Annotated in this window: 19 protein-coding genes; 2 read left to right on the forward strand and 17 right to left on the reverse strand. The window is 51.5% G+C overall.

The window, feature by feature from the left end; all coding sequences use genetic code 11:
* Positions 1-65 precede the first annotated feature (65 nt).
* The 15 genes from BMZ10_RS26245 to BMZ10_RS26315 form a co-directional block, all read right to left on the reverse strand.
* On the reverse strand, positions 66-449 hold the full coding sequence (locus tag BMZ10_RS26245) for a response regulator transcription factor (protein WP_093469415.1): 384 nt from the start codon (positions 447-449) through the stop codon (positions 66-68).
* A gap of 50 nt (positions 450-499) precedes the next feature.
* Positions 500-1,126 (reverse strand): response regulator transcription factor, encoded by a 627-nt coding sequence (locus tag BMZ10_RS26250; RefSeq protein ID WP_093469418.1) that lies wholly within the window; start codon positions 1,124-1,126, stop codon positions 500-502.
* Positions 1,126-2,529, reverse strand: coding sequence for a sensor histidine kinase (locus BMZ10_RS26255; protein WP_177182231.1), 1,404 nt, complete (start codon positions 2,527-2,529; stop codon positions 1,126-1,128). The genes BMZ10_RS26250 and BMZ10_RS26255 overlap by 1 nt, the downstream gene beginning before the upstream one ends.
* 213 nt (positions 2,530-2,742) lie before the next feature.
* Positions 2,743-3,558, reverse strand: coding sequence for a lipopolysaccharide core heptose(I) kinase RfaP (gene rfaP / locus BMZ10_RS26260; RefSeq protein ID WP_093469703.1), 816 nt, complete (start codon positions 3,556-3,558; stop codon positions 2,743-2,745).
* Between the two features lie 167 nt (positions 3,559-3,725).
* Complete coding sequence (locus BMZ10_RS26265; protein WP_093469424.1) at positions 3,726-4,748, reverse strand: aldo/keto reductase; 1,023 nt, start codon at positions 4,746-4,748, stop codon at positions 3,726-3,728.
* Between the two features lie 71 nt (positions 4,749-4,819).
* A complete protein-coding gene (locus tag BMZ10_RS26270; protein WP_218147281.1) occupies positions 4,820-5,245 on the reverse strand; it encodes an OsmC family protein in 426 nt (141 codons plus the stop codon).
* A gap of 75 nt (positions 5,246-5,320) precedes the next feature.
* The gene (locus BMZ10_RS26275; RefSeq protein ID WP_177182232.1) at positions 5,321-6,307 is read right to left on the reverse strand and encodes an alpha/beta fold hydrolase; all 987 of its coding nucleotides are present in this window, start codon (positions 6,305-6,307) and stop codon (positions 5,321-5,323) included.
* 114 nt (positions 6,308-6,421) lie between these two features.
* Positions 6,422-6,895 (reverse strand): hypothetical protein, encoded by a 474-nt coding sequence (locus BMZ10_RS26280; RefSeq protein WP_143070342.1) that lies wholly within the window; start codon positions 6,893-6,895, stop codon positions 6,422-6,424.
* 54 nt (positions 6,896-6,949) lie between these two features.
* Positions 6,950-8,401 carry a catalase gene (locus BMZ10_RS26285; RefSeq protein ID WP_093469433.1) on the reverse strand — a complete coding sequence of 484 codons (1,452 nt, stop codon included), beginning with the start codon at positions 8,399-8,401 and terminating at the stop codon, positions 6,950-6,952.
* 67 nt (positions 8,402-8,468) lie between these two features.
* Positions 8,469-9,137, reverse strand: a complete 669-nt coding sequence (locus BMZ10_RS26290; RefSeq protein ID WP_093469435.1) for a LysR substrate-binding domain-containing protein — start codon at positions 9,135-9,137, stop codon at positions 8,469-8,471.
* Between the two features lie 218 nt (positions 9,138-9,355).
* Positions 9,356-10,828, reverse strand: coding sequence for a PAS domain-containing sensor histidine kinase (locus tag BMZ10_RS26295; RefSeq protein WP_093469438.1), 1,473 nt, complete (start codon positions 10,826-10,828; stop codon positions 9,356-9,358).
* Positions 10,829-10,863: 35 nt separating this feature from the next.
* Positions 10,864-12,201, reverse strand: a complete 1,338-nt coding sequence (locus BMZ10_RS26300) for an MFS transporter (RefSeq protein ID WP_093469440.1) — start codon at positions 12,199-12,201, stop codon at positions 10,864-10,866.
* Between the two features lie 226 nt (positions 12,202-12,427).
* Complete coding sequence (locus BMZ10_RS26305) at positions 12,428-14,008, reverse strand: MFS transporter (protein ID WP_093469443.1); 1,581 nt, start codon at positions 14,006-14,008, stop codon at positions 12,428-12,430.
* 1 nt (position 14,009) lies between these two features.
* A complete protein-coding gene (locus tag BMZ10_RS26310; RefSeq protein WP_093469449.1) occupies positions 14,010-15,218 on the reverse strand; it encodes an HlyD family secretion protein in 1,209 nt (402 codons plus the stop codon).
* Positions 15,219-15,294: 76 nt separating this feature from the next.
* Complete coding sequence (locus tag BMZ10_RS26315) at positions 15,295-15,984, reverse strand: flavodoxin family protein (RefSeq protein WP_093469452.1); 690 nt, start codon at positions 15,982-15,984, stop codon at positions 15,295-15,297.
* Positions 15,985-16,116: 132 nt separating this feature from the next.
* Between BMZ10_RS26315 and BMZ10_RS26320 the strand changes: the two genes are divergently transcribed.
* The gene (locus BMZ10_RS26320; protein WP_093469454.1) at positions 16,117-17,022 is read left to right on the forward strand and encodes a LysR family transcriptional regulator; all 906 of its coding nucleotides are present in this window, start codon (positions 16,117-16,119) and stop codon (positions 17,020-17,022) included.
* Positions 17,023-17,053: 31 nt separating this feature from the next.
* Here BMZ10_RS26320 and BMZ10_RS26325 read toward each other — a convergent pair whose 3' ends face one another.
* Positions 17,054-17,485 (reverse strand): OsmC family peroxiredoxin, encoded by a 432-nt coding sequence (locus tag BMZ10_RS26325; protein WP_093469457.1) that lies wholly within the window; start codon positions 17,483-17,485, stop codon positions 17,054-17,056.
* Between the two features lie 256 nt (positions 17,486-17,741).
* On the opposite strand from BMZ10_RS26325, the gene BMZ10_RS26330 reads away from it, so the two are divergent.
* The gene (locus tag BMZ10_RS26330) at positions 17,742-19,211 is read left to right on the forward strand and encodes a mechanosensitive ion channel domain-containing protein (RefSeq protein ID WP_093469460.1); all 1,470 of its coding nucleotides are present in this window, start codon (positions 17,742-17,744) and stop codon (positions 19,209-19,211) included.
* Between the two features lie 44 nt (positions 19,212-19,255).
* On the opposite strand, the gene BMZ10_RS26335 is transcribed toward BMZ10_RS26330, so the two are convergent.
* Positions 19,256-20,926 carry an FAD-dependent oxidoreductase gene (locus BMZ10_RS26335; RefSeq protein WP_093469709.1) on the reverse strand — a complete coding sequence of 557 codons (1,671 nt, stop codon included), beginning with the start codon at positions 20,924-20,926 and terminating at the stop codon, positions 19,256-19,258.
* Positions 20,927-20,970: the final 44 nt, after the last annotated feature.

Raw genomic sequence — 20,970 nt, forward strand, 5'->3', positions numbered from 1 at the left:
TTAGAAAAACAACATAATACATGAGGCCCCTTGAAGGGGCTTCTTTTTTGAGATGGAGAAATAAGTCACATTGCGTCAACTGAAGCATTGAGCGCGCGTTCAACACACTTGATGAGATTATCACTCTGAAAAGGCTTATCCAAAATACACACTGCTCCGCCATCCATAGCTCGTTTACGAATAGAGGGGTCAGCAAACCCTGTGATAAAGATGATAGGGATTTTAATTCCAGATTTGACCAACAGCGATTGCAACTCTAGCCCGCTCATGCCAGGCATCTGGATATCGACAATCAAACATACAGTCTCTGAAAAGTTGGTCGAGTACACGAAACTTTCAGCGGAACAAAATAGATCTACTGAAAACCCGGCAGATCTGATCAAACTCCCTACGGACGAACGAATTGAATCCTCGTTATCGATAATTGATATGATGGCATTTCGAGCCATACGCCTAACCTCTCACAAAAAAGTTAATAACCCTACCACTCGCTTAACTTCTATTGGGTGATCCCATCAGCGAGCATGACTTCCATTTTGACCAAATCCGCGAATGTTTTTGCGCACATTTTATCCATGGCTTGCTTGCGATGGATCTTTACGGTTACTTCACTAAGCTCTAGAATTGAGGCAATTTGCTTGTTCATCAAACCGTTCACAGCATGTGTCATGACCTGCCGCTCGCGCATCGTCAGCGTCGCATAGCGAGTGCGTAGTGACGCCAACATCTCTGAAGTATTGCGACGTTGATTGCATTGCTTTATAGACATCGCAACACTGTCTATTAATTCTTGGTCACGAAAGGGCTTCGCCAAGAAATCCAAAGCGCCGGTCTTCATAGCGCTGACTGACATTTTTATATCACCATGACCGCTGATGAATACAACGGGACTATCTATGTTCTTACTTCTCATTATCGTTGGCAAATCCAGCCCGCTCTCACCCTGAAGCCTGACGTCCAGAATCACACAATCGGGATGTTCCAATTCCGCCGCATTCAAAAAACTTAACCCAGAGGAGAACGTCTTCACCTTCAATCCAATCGATCGCAACAGAGAACTGATTGACTCACAAATAGCCAAGTCATCATCAACAACAAAAACATCTGCCGATTTAGTACTAGCCATTAAATGCTCACTTTGCCGAGCTGCGGCAATGAGAAACTAAATACCGTGCCCGAATGTCGCTCGCTTCCGGCCCAAATCCTACCGCCATGAGCTTCTATGATTGAACGGCAAATCGCCAACCCTACCCCGACCCCATTTATCTTTGTGGTAAAGAATGGCGTGAACAATTTATCGAAATCTTCACTTCTGATTCCACCTCCGCTATCACGAACAGATACGGAGAGATCACCATTGATATTACGGCTCGCAAGAACAATCACCTGGCGGACGCCCTTATAGCTGAGCGATAGAGATTCAATTGAGTTTGAAACCAAATTCATTACCACATGCTGAATTTGAACCAGGTCTCCAGCAACGACGGGAATGTCATCGTCAATATGAAAACGAACGTCTACTTGATTGAGGCGAGCGTCGCGCATCATGAAAACTTCAGCACCTTTCAAAATATCACGTATACAGACCGGCTCTACGACCCGCACGCTCTCCAGTGACTTTCCTCTTAAATTACTCATGAATGCGCCGGCACGATTAGTTTGTTCCGCCACCCGCAGCAGGGCCAGCTCCACCTCGGCAATGTCCGGTGTCGAACGATTCAGCCACCGCAAACCTGACTGAGCACTCGTAACGACAGCTGCAAGCGGCTGGTTTACCTCATGGGCTATAGAGGCAATAATTTCGTTAAATGTCATAACGCGATTAATACGTATTATCTCTGTTTGACGTTCCTGAAAACGATCTTCGCACTCACGAGCAAAAGTGACGTCTATCAAGACCACAGTGATTTCAGAAAAATCACCGGCTAGCCCTAATGGCTTAGCCACTAGCCGGATCATTTTAGTTTTACGGTCAGGCAGGATGATGCGGAATTCGGCATCGGTTGAAGACTGCTGGCGGCAAAGCCCCTGAATGGTGGTCACCACCAGGTCGTGATGGTCGACGTGAGTCAATCTGATTAAATCTCCCATCAAAGGGGAGTGATGGCTATCGAATCCAAAAATTTGCTTCGCCTCAGCCGACCACTCCATATCCATCGATGGGAGCGAAAACGAAATGCTTCCTGTAGAGCTAAGACTCTGCGTTATTTCAAACAACGCCTGGCTACGGTCTAGCACCTTTTTTTGGGATTGCAGTTTGTTTTTCGTCTCATTTTGGCCCATAACGAAATACGAAACAATATATATGGCAACGAGGGTAGACAAACACGATTCTAGAGAGAACTGTAAATTGAGACCATGAAAAAAAACATATGAGAGTACAGTCAATGCTCCGCAGCCGGACGCAACACTCAGGATCCATCGTCGGCTGCCAGTTTCACCTGAGATCGCCACAACTCCTACATAAGAAAAAGCGGCAACCATATCGAATGGGCCAATGCTGTCTATCAAGAAAATGATCATCATCATGATTATTATGAAACCTCGCTTAGCTGCGAGGCTCAGAAAATAGGCACGTCCCCTATCTATTGTCGTCGACATTTCAAATCTCGCTCGATGATCTCTTGAGGCTACGCAGCGAACCGCACAAAGCGGCGGTCGGCATTACTGGCAGATACGCAGCGCGCGCCCAAGATCCAAACACAAATGCTGAGATATGAAAGTGGTCAGCTGACGAGAAATTCATAGTAAATCTCCATATTTGTTTTTTCTCCTGGCAAACTTTTCAAGCCTGAGTTTTATCGCCTCCAATTCGTGTCTACGGCCCTCGAAGATCGAACCTGCGTCACTTTCAAAATACATCATTAAAAAACGCAGATAATCGCGTTGGGTGAGCCCGATATCCAGCGCCGAAAAGGCGAGCCCCGCTAAGTCCTTAATCATCCAACGCCCCGTTACCGATTGGCGTATCTGAGCGCGATGAAGATCGATGACTGACAACCTTATCATCCCGCTGAGGGAGTCACTGTGCAGAAGAAAGTGGCAAAGGTAGCAGTCCCGGTGGTTTACGCCGGCCTCGTGCATGTCGCGAATCAGGCGAGCAAGCGCCCCTATTAAGGAATGCTTAAACACAAAAGAAGGTGGCTCTATCTTCCAACTTTTAGTAAGTACTTCGAGATCAACAGCGGGGGCTATCTCCTCAGTTACCAAGAATGATTCTGTGCGGGCGGGGCTAAACCCTTTTGCACCAAAAGCGCCAACGGTCAGCGTTGACACACCGAACTGCTTTAGGTGAGTCGCAGCACGAAACTCTGATGTTGCACCTACAACCGGTAGTTTACCTGTCACCAAATTTTTGAATATCTCTCCCCACCCCACTCCTCGGTGGATTTTGACAAAATACCCTGTGTTAGCTAACTCAATGCGGAAAGTACGGCGACCGGCGACGTTTCTGAATTCTTCGCCGCTGAGCGCATTGACTCTGTCAAACGCCTCTTCCTCACTCCACAATGAATTGAAAGGTGCTGCAAGCACGAGCGCTGGCCGACGGCTCAACATTTCTCTCAGCGTCATGACAAAGCCTTCAAAAAAATTAAAAGGCCTGGGGATGCTCTGCATGAGAAAGGGTTCCAATGCAAATCATGCCCAAGCGCAACAACTGCAATTGCGCAGCTTTAGAAAGGCCTCTCCACTATCAGTAAGAGGCCCTCTGACCGTTAACCGGTTTACACGCCACCGCTAAGCATCGGAAAATCTGATTGATGCCACGTAGGGTAGGACGGTTGCTGTGCACTAGCAGTGTTTAGACTGGCAAGTTGCTCGGTGTTCAGGTTCCAACCGATGGCCCCTAAATTTTCCAACAACTGCGCCTCATTACGTGCACCAATTAAAATACTTGACACCGACGCTTGCTGCAGCAGCCAGTTAAGTGCGATTTGCGGAACGGACTTGCCAGTTTGCTCAGCGATTACATCAATCGCATCGATGATCCGGAACAGACGCTCTTCAGGAGCTTGCGGGCCAGTCCCTGCAATATCATATGCCCTGGTTCCCGGTTGCGCCGATTGATCGCGCCGAATCTTACCGGTTAATTTGCCCCACCCAAGTGGGCTCCAGATGATGGCCCCCACACCTTGATCTAGCCCCAGCGGCTGCAACTCCCACTCATAGTCGCGGTTCAAAAGTGAATAGTAGGCCTGATGCGCAATATAACGGGCGTAGCCATGGCGCTCTGAGCATGCAAGCGATTTCATCAGGTGCCACCCGGAGAAGTTCGAGGCCCCGATATACCTCACTTTACCGTCGCGCACCAGTTGATCCAGAGTGCTGAGTGTCTCTTCAACAGGCGTGTTCAAATCTTGGCCGTGGAGCTGCAGCAAATCGATGCGATCGGTGCCGAGGCGGGCTAGCGCTTTATCGACGCCATCGATCAGATGCATCCGCGAGGAACCATAGTCATTCGGGCCCTCGCCGGTTGGAAACGTGAGTTTTGTCGAGATCAGCAATCTGTCACGCTTGCCCTTGATCGCTTCACCAAGAATGCTCTCGGATAGCCCATCGGAGTACACATCAGCACTGTCGAACAGGGAAACCCCGTGATCGAGGCAAATATCAATCAAGCGCGATGCAGCGTTGGCGGTTGTTGAACCAAATCCCTTAAAAAATTCATTTCCGCCCCCGAAGCTGGCCGTACCAAAGCTAAGAACCGGAACTCGAAGACCTGACTTTCCCAAATGACGATAAATCACGGCGATTCCTCACAAAAATTATTGGCGTTCAACTGAAACACACCGCTCTTGCAGCCTAGAGCGGTCATTTATTAGCTAACTAGCGTAGCTTCTAAGCTAATTTCGGCGTTGAAAAGCTTTGATACTGGGCAATGAAGCTTTGCCAACGTTGCCAACTGCTGAAATTGATCGTTACTTATCTCGGGGATACTCGCCGTTAGATCCAACGAGATGGACGTGATTGCAAAACCTTTTTCGACGGATTCAATGGCAACGGTTGCGGAGGTCTCCAAATGACTGGCAGTGAATCCTTCTTCTCCAAGAATCATTGAAAACGCCATGGTAAAGCACGCGGAATGCGCCGCGCCAATGAGTTCCTCTGGGTTGGTGCCTGGTCTGGTATCGAAACGGGTGCTCACTGCGTACGGATATTCTGACAAGGCTTTACTAGCGGTTGAAACTGAGCCACCACCATCCTTGAAACCGCCTTGCCATTTTGCAGAACCAATTCTTTTAATTTTCACGATAAACTCCTTAGCGCGGAAGAGCAGCGAGGTATTGATTACCAAAATTTCAGAGCAAAAAAACTCCATTCACTGCAAGAAGTCCTTGAGATGGACAAGCAGCTCGGCCGGCTTTTCTTCGGAAATGAAGTGGCCACTACCCTCCACCCGGAAGGTCTGAGAGTTCTCCGCCTGAGCATCCAAAGCACTCTTTAGACGGGGATAACCTGGCCCTCCCAGGCCCAATACAGGCATTTGAATTTTGGAGTAGGTTTCGTTGTCTTTAATGTCCTGATCGAACGCTTGATACCATCCATTTCCCGCGCGTATTGCGTCTCGGCTGGAATACGCCGCCGCATATACAGCACGATCGCGTTTATCAATAGCGGATTCGTTCTTCAGCATATAACGGAAGAACCAGGCCTGTTCTATACCGGCGCGACCTTCCAATAAATCTTCTGGAAGGCCTTTCACTTGGTGGAATGCAAACCACCAAAGGTAAGGGTGATTCTCATCGATCTTTTCATTGAACGTTCCGGACTCCGGAAGCATCGGAATTTTCAGATAACCGGCGCTTGGATGAGCGACATCAAGCATCACGAGCTTTCTCACCTGGTCGGGATGGTTGGCCGCAAGACTGAAAGCCACCATTGCTCCGATGTCATGGCCCACCACGTCGGCCTTCTCGAAACCCAACTGACGGATCAATTCAGAGATGTCTTTCGCCATGCTTTTCTTGTCATAGCCGCCAGCTGGTTTGGACGAAGAGCCCATGCCTCTAAAATCCACAGACACCACACGGTGCGTCTTGGCCAACTCCGGCATAATCTTATGGTATGCCCACCATGTTTCCGGCCAACCAGGAAGCAGTATCACTGGCTCGCCCTTCCCTCCACTTACGTAATGCAGCCGTACCCCATTTACCTCTGCATACCCATTACTGAAGCCGGGCAGGGCTTTCACCAGCGCCGCATCAGAAATGTCCTTTCGCTCGGATGCATAAGCAAGCGAAGCCAACGCAACCAAGGTAGAGGCCAGAGCGAGATGCCCGAGTGCGCGAATTGGTTTGATCAACATCGGTAAACCCGCCTTTTATTTTAGGGTCTTCAAAACTCAGTGTCTGAGCTAACACCTTGGTTTCCAGCGTGCCCCCTTGAAGCATTCGGAAGCGCAGCCAAGCGTTTACAAAAATCACCGGGTCAAACAGTCATAACAGAGCTCGCCGGCGAGCTCCCGTGCTTTCATACGATCCCATTTATCCGCCGCCACAGCGCCGGTCTTCGTGTTGTTGGAGCCATCCGAGGCAAGCCCGCGTTCAACACGACTGTCGGCCACGGCTCCTGCGCCGACGTGGTCAGCACCATCCGAAGCCAGGGAATGCGCACTGACGTGATCCGCACCGTCCGATGCCAACGAATGCGCACTGACATGATCTGCGCCATCCGATGCCAGCGAATGCGCACGAACATGATCCGCACCGTCCGATGCCAGCGAATGCGCACGAACATGATCCGCGCCGTCAGATGCGACGGATCGAGGTCTCACATGATCGGCTCCGCTCTCTGCCACCACAGGAGGCAAAGTGTCATCATCAGCTGCGTTGGCAATGGCATTCCCGAAACCAACCATCGAGATCAAAACTATATAAGCAACTATTTTGTTCATAACATTGTGACGCCTATAGAAACATTGCGTTGCGCATCTAAAAAACATCATCGGCTACAGAGCTTGCATTTCGCTGATAAGCTCAGCAATAAACAAACCATAGGCAGGATCAGCCTGATAAAAATGCTTAAGTTGTCGATCTACTACTTCCTTAGACACACCGCGCATAGCGCCAGCGATGTTAAGAACCAAAGCGGACTTTTGTTCCTCACTCATCAAATTGAACAATTTACCAGCTTGGCTGTAGTAGTCCGCGTCCTCACGGTGATCGTATCGCCCCGCTACGCCGCGCAGTGACAGCCCTGGTTCCGCAAATGCACTGTCTTGTTTCGGCGATTCAGCGTAGCTGTTGGGTTCATAATTCGGTGAACTTGCGCCGTTAGAACCAAAGCGCATCGAGCCGTCACGCTGATAGGTATTGACAGGGCTCACCGGCGCGTTGATAGGCAACTGTTGATGGTTTGTACCGACCCGGTAACGTTGCGCATCTGCGTAAGCGAACACTCTCCCCTGCAGCATCTTATCCGGAGAAAGCCCTACTCCCGGCACCATATTGCTAGGTGCAAATGCAGCCTGCTCGACTTCTTCAAAATAATTGAGAGGATTTCGATTCAGCTCAAGTTCGCCGACTTCGATTAACGGATATTCTTTTTGAGACCATACCTTGGTGACGTCGAATGGATTTTCAACGTGGGTTTCTGCCTGATGCTCGGTCATCAGTTGAATGCAGACACGCCACTTCGGGAAGTCCCCACGCTCGATTGCCGAAAACAGATCTCGCTGCGCATAGTCTGGATCGGTGCCCGCCAAGCGCGCAGCCTCAGATGGCGCCAGGTTCCTAATGCCTTGTAGGGTCTTGAAATGCCATTTGACCCAAAAACGAGCGCCCGAACTGTTGACGAGACTGTACGTGTGGCTTCCGAAACCATGCATGTGGCGGTAGCCATCTGGGATTCCGCGATCAGAAAATAGCGTAGTTATCTGATGAAGCGCTTCAGGCGAGTGAGACCAAAAATCCCACATCATCTGCGCATCTTTGAGGTTGGTCTGTGGGTCACGTTTCTGGGTATGAATAAAATCAGGAAACTTCAATGGATCACGAATAAAAAACACGGGCGTGTTATTGCCGACGATATCCCAGTTGCCTTCCTCGGTATAAAATTTGACCGCGAAGCCACGAGGATCACGTTCAGTATCCGCAGAACCACGCTCTCCGCCTACAGTCGAAAATCGGATAAAGATCGGCGTCTGTTTTCCAACGGCGGAGAAAATATTAGCTGAGGTATATTGACTGATATTGCGGCTAACAGTGAATGTACCGTGTGCTCCTGAACCTTTAGCATGCACACGGCGTTCAGGGATATTCTCACGATTGAAATGAGCCAGTTTCTCAACCAAATGAAAATCATCAAGCAGGAGTGGGCCTCGCGCACCGGCAGAGCGAGAGTTCTGATTATCAGCAACTGGCGAGCCGCCAGCAGTTGTAAGAACGTTCGGTTTAGTCATCTCTTATTCACCAATATGTATTATTAACAAAACCACGATTGAAACTTAATCAATCGTCTTGACGAATTCATCGGTATCCGAGAATCATGGAGCATCTAGAACGAAGCCAGCGGGTGGAGGGACTGTCATCTGCACCTGCTCGCCAAGACATGAACAGTCCAAAATTGCCTTCTTGAATCGGCATCAATTCAGAACGCAGGCCTCCCCTCTTGACCAACTGTTCACCCACGTAATCAGGTACGATCGCTAGGTAATCAGTTCTTTCCAACACACTCGGCAGATTTTCGAAGTGAGGAATTTCTAAAGAGACCTTTCTGTTGTGGCCGAGCTCTCGCATCATGTCGTTAATCTGCAGGTCGACATTGATCGAATAGTTGACAGATGCGTGGGAGCGATAGCAGATCTCTTTCAATGACAATGGCCCAGGCCCAGTGTCGGCACGGAGAACCACAGACTTACTAGTTCGCAACAGCTGCGTATTTGCGAGGCGGTGACTCCGCGAGTCTAAGCCAATTCCGAACGAAATCTCCCCAGAAGCCAGCAATGACGGCATTGCTGATGGGTCTACTCGCTGAACGCATAAGGGAACCTTAGGCATTTCAATGCGCAATTTGCACAGAAGCGACTGTAGAAAAACATATTCCACGTCCGTGGATACGCCTACGCGCAGCTTCTTTGAAAACCTCATAGGGTCTTCAGAAAAAGGGGTGGCTTTCAACGCTGAAGTTTTCATCATTCTACCTACCTGCGCGTATAGGTTCGGCACTCAGCTCAAGCAGAACCTAATGCACGTACTTAACCGCTAGCCGGGCTAACTAGCTGAGAAGTCACAGTAGAACATTTACAACTCAGATTCATCATACAATGGTATTAGCGATCAGATATAAAATAAACAGCAGACGAAGAAGTACCCACTACGATAACAGAGCGTCAATTAACGTTACCGACCAAGAACTAGTTCGTCATAAATGCATCATTTTTGCGCATTCCCTCCCTCAGTTCATATGAAGGTAAACGAAAACCAACAGCAACCCATCCAGCCGACTCATTTTCAGCCCAGATCTGGCCTTCATGTGCCTCAATTATAGACTTGCATATTGAAAGACCTACCCCCATGCCTGAGGATTTGGTCGTGAAAAATGGCGAGAAAACGTTTACGACATCCTGATCGGGTATACCACCCCCGTTATCTCGCACGATCAGTTCCAGATGATCTGCGTCACCGCGCTTAATACAGACGACTATCTTTCGACCGTGATCACGCGTCGCGCATAGAGACTGCATTGCATTCAGTACTAAATTGATAATAACTTGCTGTAGCTGCACCTTGTCTCCGTAGATGCTGACCGGAGAAGCTTCGGTCTCGGTGCTGACTGTCACTTTGTTGATATAAAGCTCTCGCTCAACTAGCAGTAATGACTCGGCCAGCAGACTGTCGAGCTCAAGCTTTTCTTGAAAAATTTTTCCCTTCTTCGAAAGGTCTCGCACCCGCCGTATGACATCAGCGGCACGTTGAGCTTGCGCTCCAATCCTTTCAACAGCTTTTGTGACCTCATGAAAGTCGGGTGGGACTCGACCCAGCCAACGCAGGCCAGCTTGAGAATCCGTTAACACCGCCGCGAGCGGCTGATTCACCTCATGTGCAATGGAGGCCGCCAACTCTCCCAACATTGTCACCCTGGTGATGTGGGCCAACTCGGCCTGGCTCCGATGCAAAGCCTCTTCTGCTTTTCGAGTAGTGGTGATGTCCATCAGAGCCCCAATGAACTCACACTCATGCCCCGTGATCTCGTATTGCCTGGCCCACATTTGAAGGTACTTGATTCGGCCGTCCGCCATGACAAGACGAAACTCCACTTCGACCTGGCTTTGGCTAGCACACACATCCTCCAACATGGATCTCAGACGCTGCTGGTCATCTGGGTGAGTAACCCCAAGCATCAAATCCAGAGTCGGCGACACCGCTTTGTTGAATTCAAAGATTCTTTTGGCTTCCTCCGACCAGTACATGTCAGTTGACGGGACACGGAACCCGATGCTCCCAGTCAGGCTTAGTTGCTGCGCACCCGCCAAGAATGCCTGGCTTCGCGCTAAAAGCTGCAGTTGCGCCCTGAGCTGCTCCCGACTTGCGCTACTTTTTAATGCCAGCAACGAAGCGATGCCGATAGCCGCAATGCTGATCCCGCCTCTTCCACAGGACTCATCACTGCACTCCACGCCATGAGATATGATGAACGCGATAATCGTCAAAATGATGCATAAACAGGTGATGCCGAGCAGCATTTTTTTCGAAAAAAGATCGACCGAGATCAAAATTACGAGAACATAAAGCACCGCCACAGCAATATCGAGCGAACTGAACACGTCCACTAGGAATATGACAACTGCGATAAGCAGTGCTCCGGCTTTTTTCCAGTCAGAAGACATGGCGAGAGCCCTCGCAGATTCTTAATTTCATGAACTCACGCCGCATTGGAGCTCTTACCTACAAAGGAGAGGTTTTCAATCTCTGACACCGACTCTCTCCTAGCAGAAGTTGAAATGGCCAATGCGACCAGCGCGGCAATAAAACACAACAGCCCAGCAATAAAAAAGGAGGGTGTGTAGGTGGCCAGGAGCGTACGGATTAACCCTGCCCCATACGCAGCAAATGCCGCGCCTAGCTGATGAGCTGCGAAGATCCACCCGAAGACAACATTTGCCCGCTGAACTCCAAATGTGGCAGCGGTGATCTTGATTGTTGGCGGAACTGTTGCAATCCAGTCCAATCCGTACAAGACCGCAAAAATGGAAAGACCCGAGATGGCAAAATCCGTGAACGGAAGCACTATGAGAGATACGCCACGCAAGCCGTAATACACAAAAAGAAGCTTGCGATTATCGTAGCGATCGGAAAGCCAGCCAGATCCCACAGTACCCACAAAATCAAAAAGTCCCATCAATGCGAGCATGCTTGCAGCAGTCGTTGCGACGAGACCGAAATCTCCACACATTGATACGAAGTGAGTTTGAATCAAGCCAGCTGTGGAAGCCCCACATATGAAAAAAGTCGCGAAAAGGATCCAGAATGTAAGGGATGCCGAAACATCTCGCAGTGTCACCAAAGGCACCAAGAGCATTTGACCCAAACTTGTTCGGGGCGTGTTTGCAGCCACAACAGTAGTGGTCTCACCGTACAGAGCAAGCCCAAGGTCAGCAGGATGGTCGCGCATCAATGACCAAACAGCCCCCGCCGCGAGCACCAACATCAGGCAGACAAAGAAAAGCGCCGACCTCCAGCCGAAATTCTCCGTCAATTTTGCCAGTAGAGGAAGAAACACCAGTTGCCCGGTCGCCGAGCTTGCAGCAAGGATTCCAACTATCAGACCTCGCCGCGCAGAAAACCAGCGAGTCGCAACGGTAGCGCCCAGCACCATCGCCGTTAAGCCCGTCCCAAGCCCCACAAGCACGCCCCAGAAAAACACGAGCTCCCAAAATTGCGTCATCACGTAAAGAGACAGTACAAATCCTGCGATGACGGTCGCCAGCGCCACCATGATCACTCGGCGCATGCCGAAATGATTCATGAAAGCAGCAGCAAATGGGCCCATTAGACCGAACAGAACAAATCGAATAGCCAATGCAGATGAGATATCTGCCGTCTGCCAGCCAAACTCAGCTTTGAGGGGCTGAATAAAAACACCTGGTGCGCCCACCGCCCCCGCCATCACCAACATCGTCAAGAACGTCACCGCCGCAATCACCCAGCTGTAATGAATATTCTGACGGGCCATTGATCTGGCTACTAATGATGAAAGCATGGTTCAACCCTTGGTAGACTGATGGCTCACATAATATGTCACTCATCATTTATTATATATTTAACGCATCATCTATTTGAAGCAGGGTCTCATACGAGAGGACAGCCTACTACTGAGCGCAGATGTCGCTTTAATTATTAAACCTGCATTACTCATGCGTCAAGCAATAGTTGCTTTAATTGATGAAGCATCGATAGCTGGCTTAATCTAATCGATTCTGACGCGCTCAAGCCGGTGGAGGGCGAAGGGTAGCAATCAAAAATAACCCCATAACTGCGGTCGCAGCCGCAAGCAGAAAAGCATCGGAATAGGCCAAGGTCTGGGCTTGCGCCCTTACCTGGCCGGCCAACAACGCCGTCCCACGAGCTGTATTGAGTGGATCCCCGACTCCAAATCGGGACAGGGTGCCATGGGTAAATCCAGACAAACGCTCCACGAGTGACGAGTCTCCCGCCACAACATGCATTCCCAACAAATTGGAGTGTATTTGGGTCGAGACCCTGGCAAAGCTCTGCACGAGGGCACTTGCCAATTCCCCCCCCATGAGCCTGGCAGTCTGAATGACGGCCCCAAAAGTAATGACGAGGACAGGGTTGAGATGTCGGACGGTATAAAAGATCAAGGACGTGAGAACCATGGTCTGACCAATTGCCTGCATCAACATCGATGGGATGAACTCACTTTCCGACCAGAGCGATGTCAGTCTGCTAGCAAGAATGCAAGCTGTGAGAATCAAGCTCATTCCAATAGTCATCAAAATGCGGGCATCTACGTATCGCAGGATTACACCGACACAAGGCCCGATCAAAAACTGCGGCAATGCCACCCATAGGAGGATTTCGCCAACTTGTTGTGGTCGAAATCCCGCGACTTGGGTTAAAAATTGCGGGACGATAAAGTTGCTGCTGAGTACTAGCAAGCGCGCGGTGACTAGAAGCAACACCAATGGAATGATATTGCGCGCCAGAAGGAACCGGAAATCAATAAATGCTTGAGGATTTTTATAGCCGTGGACGATAAACGCAACGATTAGTCCCCCTCCCCCTACCAGCAGCCCAACCACGAGGCCTGAAGAGCCCCAGTCCAAACGGTTACCCTGATCCAATGCAGCATAAACGAGTGAGAAGCCCAAGCCAGCGAACGCCATCCCCCAATAGTCACCCTTTCCCTTTACATCTTGCTTGATCGGCTCTCGCGGTATTCCGAAATAAACGCAGATCACCAATGCAATTGCCAAGGGGAGGTTTTGCCAAAAAATCCATTCCCACCCGCCGTGATCCAGATGCCACCCTTCAAGTGTCGCCGCGATGTTGAGGGACAGCTCCAGATTCATGGCATATACACTAATGCCGAGGGGCCACAGGTGCTTTGGCAAATTCCTCACGACCACGCCAATGGCCAGGGGCACAAACGTTCCCGATCCCAAGCCAGCTAAAAAATGCAATACGAGAAAGCCTTCAAGCTCTCTGCACATTGGCAGAAGCAACTCGGCAAAGCCAAAAACCAAGGTTCCCGTCAGCAAAACCCGCCTCGGCCCATAGACCAGCCCAAGCCAGACAGCTAATGGCCCCATCAACATTTGTGCTGAGCTGAACGAGGTCGTGATCCAAGCCCGCTCGTCAAAACTCGCGCCTAATGCACCGCCAATATCAGCAACCCCAAAATTAGTGAGCCGGCTAGACAGCGTAGACACAAATGCCGCGAGTATTACCGCGAGAATCCCGATCCAGGGTCGAGTTGACTCGTTTCGCATTCCATCGGACAAATGCAAGAGGTTGATCAGCGGGTTTTTGCTCGCAAATGCCATGCTAGCGGTTGTCCGAGGAGGAGGTATCAATCGAGGCAATGACCGAAAGGCCCGGCCTTAAGAGTGCATTCGCGTCTTCACTCGACAAGTCATCAAGCACGATTTTCACAGCCACTCGCTGTATGACTTTAGTGAAGTTCCCCGTCGCGTTATCCGGTGGCAAAAGAGCAAAACGAGAGCCCGAACCCGGCGCCCAACTATCGACATGCCCGTGGAAGACCACGCCAGGGAAAGCATCGATTTCCACGGTCGCAGATTGCGCCTTGCGAACATGAGTCATCTGCGTTTCCTTGAAATTTGCAACAACCCAGACCTCCGGCAAACTGACAACCGTGATGACCTGCGCACCTATCCCCAAGTACTGGCCTGGACGAACCTGTCGCGCGCCGACCACACCATCAACCGGCGACCGGATATGGGTGTAATCCAGATTGATCATTGCTAGATCCAATGCGGCGCGCTGACTGGCGACATCGGCCTGAGCAACCAGGATCTGGGAGTCGATCGTGTCGAGGGCACGACGCACTGCCATCAATTGCGCCTGCTGTTGCACATGCCCGGCTGCCGCCTGTTTGTTGCTGGCATCTGCCTGGTCAACCGCCTGCTGTGAAGCAAAATTACCTCGGGTCAATAGATCATGCTGTCGATTAGCTTCCAGCTTTCTCAGCTCTGCGCCTGCTGCAGATGCCACGACGCCAGCGGCGTTCGCGTTTATCGTGGCCTCCTGCTGGGCTCGTTGCTTTTCCAGAACAGTTACTTGCGCCAAGCTCCTATCCAGGCCGGCCTTGGCTTGAGCGACCTGAGCCTTGTAGTCCCCGTCGTAGAGTTGCACCAATACATCATTGCGGTGCACGGTCTGGTAATCATTTACTGATACGTCACTGACGAGCCCAGACACACGGGCCGACAGCGGAATGACGTTGCTTTCCAGATACGCATCATCTGTAGTCTGAACCGCCTTCAACCCCGTCCAGAAATTCCAGTTCGTGGCAAAAACCCACACCGTCGCCACGGCCAATAGAACAACTGCACAACGCGCCACTAGCCACCAGTGATTTGGCTTGGGCGGCTGTTCTATGTCGACTTCTGACGTAGGTGTCGACTTGGGATTTACTGCTTCATTCATGGTGATATCGCAGGGCAAAGAAATGGAAAGAAAACACAAATGGTGTGCTGCTTCGGGCTGATTGCCTCCCGCTGAGCGCATCATGAGGCTGCAATGACATCAGGATCTAAGCGCTATAACCGCCGTGCCCCTACGGCGTTGAGGACACGTGAAATTGCGATCAATCATCAAAACGTCTCCACTCCTCGACACCTGCGATATTCCGCCTGCGCGTCTCGGCGGCGCTAACTGGTTGAGCAGGAAAAGCTTGAGCGCCTAGCATCCAGCGAGCGGTTGTTCGGGCAACCCGACGACCGAAACGCTCTGCAGTGAGCCTGTCGCCAGCATGGGGGGAGTCTTCGGGAGCAGCGTCTCCAATGCTCTGGGTAGCTAACCCAAGCCAAGAGCCACTTAGATTCACATCACTGTTCTGACTTGCGGAGTAATTGCCACCAGGCTGATCCCCTACACCGACCCATATCATGTTCATCTGCGCTCCGAAGATGGCCAGTTGCTCCAAGGCAATGAGTTTGTCTCCAGATCGCGAACTCGAGTTGGTAAAACCAGCGCCAATTTTGTCCTTCCACTCCTGCCCCATCCACGGTGCGAACGCGTGTTCGAGAAAAAGCTTGAAGAGGCCGTGCATCGAACCCATGTAGGTTGGGGCGCCGAACACAATGGCATCAGCTGCAGCGAGGCTCTCCATGATCGCTCCATCAAACCATCGCCCATTAGCACCGATCTGCTCTGGAATAATTCGCATGAGTTCTACTTGCACCCCAGCGAAAGCGCTCGCACCTTTCTGGATGTGCTCAGCCACGGTGAGGGTATGCCCATGCCCGGTGGAATAAACAATTGCGACCTTGACCATTTAATCTCCTAACACCCAATCGGCGCTTTGAATAAGGCGGTATGAGCGATAACTGGCGTCCGATGAAACATGCGCAGGCGCTGAAGTCGCCATCTGTTGAATTCACATCTCAAAGGTGTTGTTATCCACACTATGGATGACAAAAAACTCGATCTGAATCTTTTGCTGGCCCTTGAAGCGTTGCTCGCGGAGCTCAATGTCACTCGCGCAGCCAAGCGCCTGAATCTCAGCCAACCTGCTTTAAGCGCTCAGCTCTCTCGGCTGCGAGGGGTATTTGGCGACGAACTCTTGATACCGACTTCGCGTGGCGTATTGCCAACGGCGATGGCACTAGAGCTTCAAGCACCTCTACGTAAAACCCTCGATCAAATGCGGGAGTTGGTGAGCAACGCACGCATCTTCGATCCGTCCACCGCTAGCGCCACCCTGACCATCTCCGCAAGCGACTACATGCAGATCGCGATCCTCATGCCTTTTTTGCTGAAAGTGCATCTTGTGGCCCCCAACGTGAAGGTGATGGTAAGGCAGCTTCCAGACAGCCAGATTCTAAAAACTGAACTGGAGCGAGGCCTGACCGATATCGCGTTCCTGGTGACAGAAGGCTTGGAAGGCAGCGAGCTTCGACACAAGGAGGTACTTTCTGAACGCTACGTTGGCATCGCGAGAAAAGGCAGCATTGGTGAACGACCTATGCCAATCGATCGATTCATACAGTCCAGGCATATCATTGTTTCACCCAGAGGAGACGGTTTTAAGGGAGCGACCGATGACGCACTGGCGGCGGTCGGGCTAACCCGAAAAGTCGCCTTCGCCGTGTCGTCGTTCATGTTCATGATCGAGGCAGTTTCCCAGTGCGAGCTCCTGGCGGTTGCGCCACAGAGACTTGCCGAGCGTTACTCGGACAGGATCGATATGTTTGCCCCGCCGGTACCGGTGGCGGGGTTTGGAATCGCCATGGTCTGGCACGATCGAACCCACAACCACCCTGCCCGCATCTGGCTGCGTACCCTCCTTGAAGAGTTTTGCGCCGAGCACTGACAACTTGCAAACAACACATCCAGCCGCCGGATCAGATCCCGTTCAGCGTCGCATCCATCGTGATCTCGCATTTGAACAGCTTGGCCAACGTACAGTTGGTGCGAGCTCGTTCCGCGCAATGCCGAAACATTTCTTCCGAAATTCCGGGGACTGCAGCTTGAGTGACAATGTGCACCCCCTTGATAGCTGGATGGCCGTCATCGCCATAGCCCAGATCAACTGCCACAGATGTCGTAATCGACTGTGCGACGAAGTTGTTCATACCAAAGTTGTTTGCCAACGCCTGGTTGAAACACCCTGCATGCGCAGTTCCCAGAAGCTCCTCGGGACTCCCCCCCGGGGTGCCTTCAAAGCGGCTTGAGAAGCTATAAGGTTTATCTTTGAGCGTCTCACTTTCAGTAGAAAGCGTACCCACCCCCTCTTTCCACGTTCCCTGCCAAGTTGAATAGCCAGTAGCCTTCATACCCCTTACCTCTCAGCTGAAATGGAAAATTACTAGCTTCATTTTTTAAAGCATACACCAGCGATTGGCCCCACTGACAACGATTTTTTGCGATCAAAGCAAATAACAGTTGGCATTTGCGGACAATGCAAGGCGGATTGACTGCTTCAATTTATAAAGCTACCCTCTCTGCTAGCAGGCGTATGCTTGATGCAATTACCTTTTTGGCTCCTGGCCCGCTTGACGGGAAAACGCCAGATCCAGCCAGGAGTGTCAGATGGATCTTATGAAGCTTCCCCATCCATTATTCTGGACGGCCGCGATTCTGGTCGCAGACCTCATCCTTTGGCGCCTGATTTCAGAAACCCGCAGCCACTGGAAAATCGCTATTAGGTCGGCTCTGTTCCTTATGTTCAGCGCTGGACTACTGGGAGCCGGCCTCACCCCCTTGAACACTGTTCCAGATCAGTTCGATGGTGCCGAACACACGCTAGCCACAACGCTGGCAATTGCCTGGTGGCTTTTTGGAGCTCGCGCCATTACCGGGTTGATGATCCTGCTGCTGGAATCACGGATCGAACGCAAGGGCCATCTATTGCAGGATTTGATCGGCGCAGGGGTTTTTCTGGTTGCGCTCGTTGCAGCTGCGGCCTACATCCTTGACCTTCCGGTCAAAGGACTGCTTGCCACCTCAGGGGCGGTCGCAATTATCTTGGCGCTTGCCGTCCAGAGCACCTTGGCGGACGTATTTTCAGGCATCGTATTGAATGCAACAAAACCTTTCAGGGTCGACGACGTGATCAACATTGATGGCGTGGAGGGGAAAGTCGTCGAGATCGACTGGCGCTCAACCTACCTCCTGACCTCAGCCGGAAGCATGGTCGTCATCCCTAACGCGATGGCTGCGAAAACACGAATCGTCAACTTGAGTCGCCCTGATCACTTTCATTCAGTGACAGTCACGGTAGAGCTCCCTGTTCGGCTTCGTCCGGCCTCCGTCCTGGACTCACTCACCAAGGCATTGAAAGGTTGCCGTGAACTCATGTCCGAACCCGAAGGTAGCGCAGTCGTCACAAAGTCAGGCTTGAGAAGCGTGGAGTACGAAATCACGGGCTACGTACATTCCAGAGACCGGCGAGGCATAGCCAGAAACCAGTTGCATGACCTAATTTATCGTCAACTTGCGGCATCGGAATCCGTGCGGCAAAGCTCCGCACACCCAGTGGCGACGACACGGCAATTGGCCGCGCTGGATAGCGTGAGCGCGTTGCGCACGCTTTCATCCGAGGATCGCCTGGAGCTGGAGCAACACATGCGTTTGAGTTCCTACCCTGCTGGCGCGGTGATCCTTGAATTAGCTGTTGTCCCAGATGCCTTACTCATCGTTGAGTCCGGAGTTGTTACGGTCACCATGGAGCGATCCGATGGCCCATACGAACTGGGTAGGATGGGGCCTGGGGAGCTGATGGGTGAAGGCGGCGTGATTAGCGAATCCCCCACCGCAGTAAGATTTACCGCGCTTACGGACTGCGTCATCTATCGAGTGGATCGCACAGACATAACAGCAACTTTTGACGAGCACAGCGAGCTGCGGCGAGCGTTGGTCGAGCTTGTACGCACTCGCACAAAAGCTCGGGAGCCACTTCTGCAACATCGCCCGCTAGAAGATACACCGACAGGGCTGCTGCATTGGTTTCGCGGCAGGGTGAACAAGCCACGAGATGCTGGCAAGATAAGACGTTCGTAGAGGGAATCTGCTCGGGAACGCAGATCCCTTTGAATGGTTGCGCCTTACCCTCGGGTGATCGCCTCGAATATCTGCGCAACCACCGACGCCCCCTCACCAACGGCCGACGCTACGCGTTTAGTCGAATTTGCCCGCACATCTCCGATCGCAAATACGCCTTTACGATTGGTCTCCAAAGGCAGCACCAACCACTCCCTCTCCACATCTTTTGAAAGTGCTGCGCCCGTGAGTACAAAACCCATCTCATCCGTCTCGACGCAACCACTCAACCATTGTGTATTGGGATCGGCACCGATAAATAGAAATAGGTGGCACAGTTCAACAGTCTGCTGAGATCCAGTGGATCGGTGACGCAGCACTGCACGCTCCAAACCGGTTTGCTTTGAACCTTGCAACTCACTCACCTCCGTATCGGTATGGAGGGTGACGTTTGGAAGAGCAGCAATCCGATCTATGAGGTACTTGGACATCGACGCCTCAAGCCCCCGCCCTCGTACGACCAGATGAAGATGCTTAACCAAGGGAGCAAGGAATACTGCAGCCTGACCTGCAGAGTTGCCCGCCCCAACCAACGCAACATCCTTACCTTTACAAAGATTGGCCTCTATTGGGGATGCCCAATACGACACACCCACGCCTTCGAACTGCCCAGCGGTCTCTACTGGAAGCTTTCGGTAATGCACACCAGTGGCCACAACGATATTTTTAGCCTGGATTACAGCTCCCGTCGTCAACACCAACCGCAGAGGCTGATCAGGCTCGCTGCAATCAAGCTTTTCGACTTGTAAGGGGATACCCATTTTTGCGCCAAACTTCTGAGCCTGAACGAACGCCCGGCTCGCGAGTGCTTGACCCGAAACGCCAGTTGGAAAACCAAGGTAGTTTTCGATTCGCGCCGACGCTCCAGCCTGTCCACCATAAGCTCGCTGATCAAGGACGACGATCTCCAAGCCTTCCGATGCGGCGTAGACCGCCGTCGCCAACCCCGCCGGGCCAGCACCAACTACGGCGATGTCATACACCTTGAGCGGATCGATTTCCGGCGTAATCCCCAGAAAAATTCCTGCTTGCGCGTCAGTTGGTTGCTCAAGCACGTTCCCGTTGGGACAAATCATCAGCGGGAGTTTTTGTTCATCCAGGATACCTATACGCTCAATGAGACCTCGCGTCTCATCGTCCATTTCATCGATACTTACGAAGGAATGCGGGTATCCATTACGAGTCAGGAAACCTTGAAGACGCACTGTCTCCATATCATTTCGGTGCCCTACGATCACCGATCCAACTCGGTCAGATTCAAGCATTCCGACCCGACGCAAGATCAATGCCCGAACGATGATCTCGCCCAGATCGGCCGACCCTATAATTAGAGCCCGAAGATGTGCTGCGTCGAAAGGAACCGCCACACAGCCATCAGGGCCAGCCTTGCCTTGAGCCAAAGCAGCCCGACCTCCGAGCAATCCAATTTCTCCGGTGAAATGCCCTCTGCCGCCACTGCCGATTGAAGCTTCACGACCTAGACCATCACGTCGAACAACGCTGATGGCACCGTCGAGAACCAGCCAGATAGCGGCCCCGTGTGCCCCAACCTCAAATACTACTTCACCAGCAGCAAAGCGTTGCGGCTCTCTGATAGCAAATCGCAAGGCATCATTGATTTGAAGCTCTGTGAGGATGGGAAATTTTTGGTGAAGACGAGCGTCGCTTGAGCTCATGGAAGTTACCTGGAGGAAGAGACGATCAAGGAACCTAAGTGAGA

Source organism: Pseudomonas sp. NFR16 (assembly GCF_900108875.1).
Classification (GTDB): domain Bacteria; phylum Pseudomonadota; class Gammaproteobacteria; order Pseudomonadales; family Pseudomonadaceae; genus Aquipseudomonas.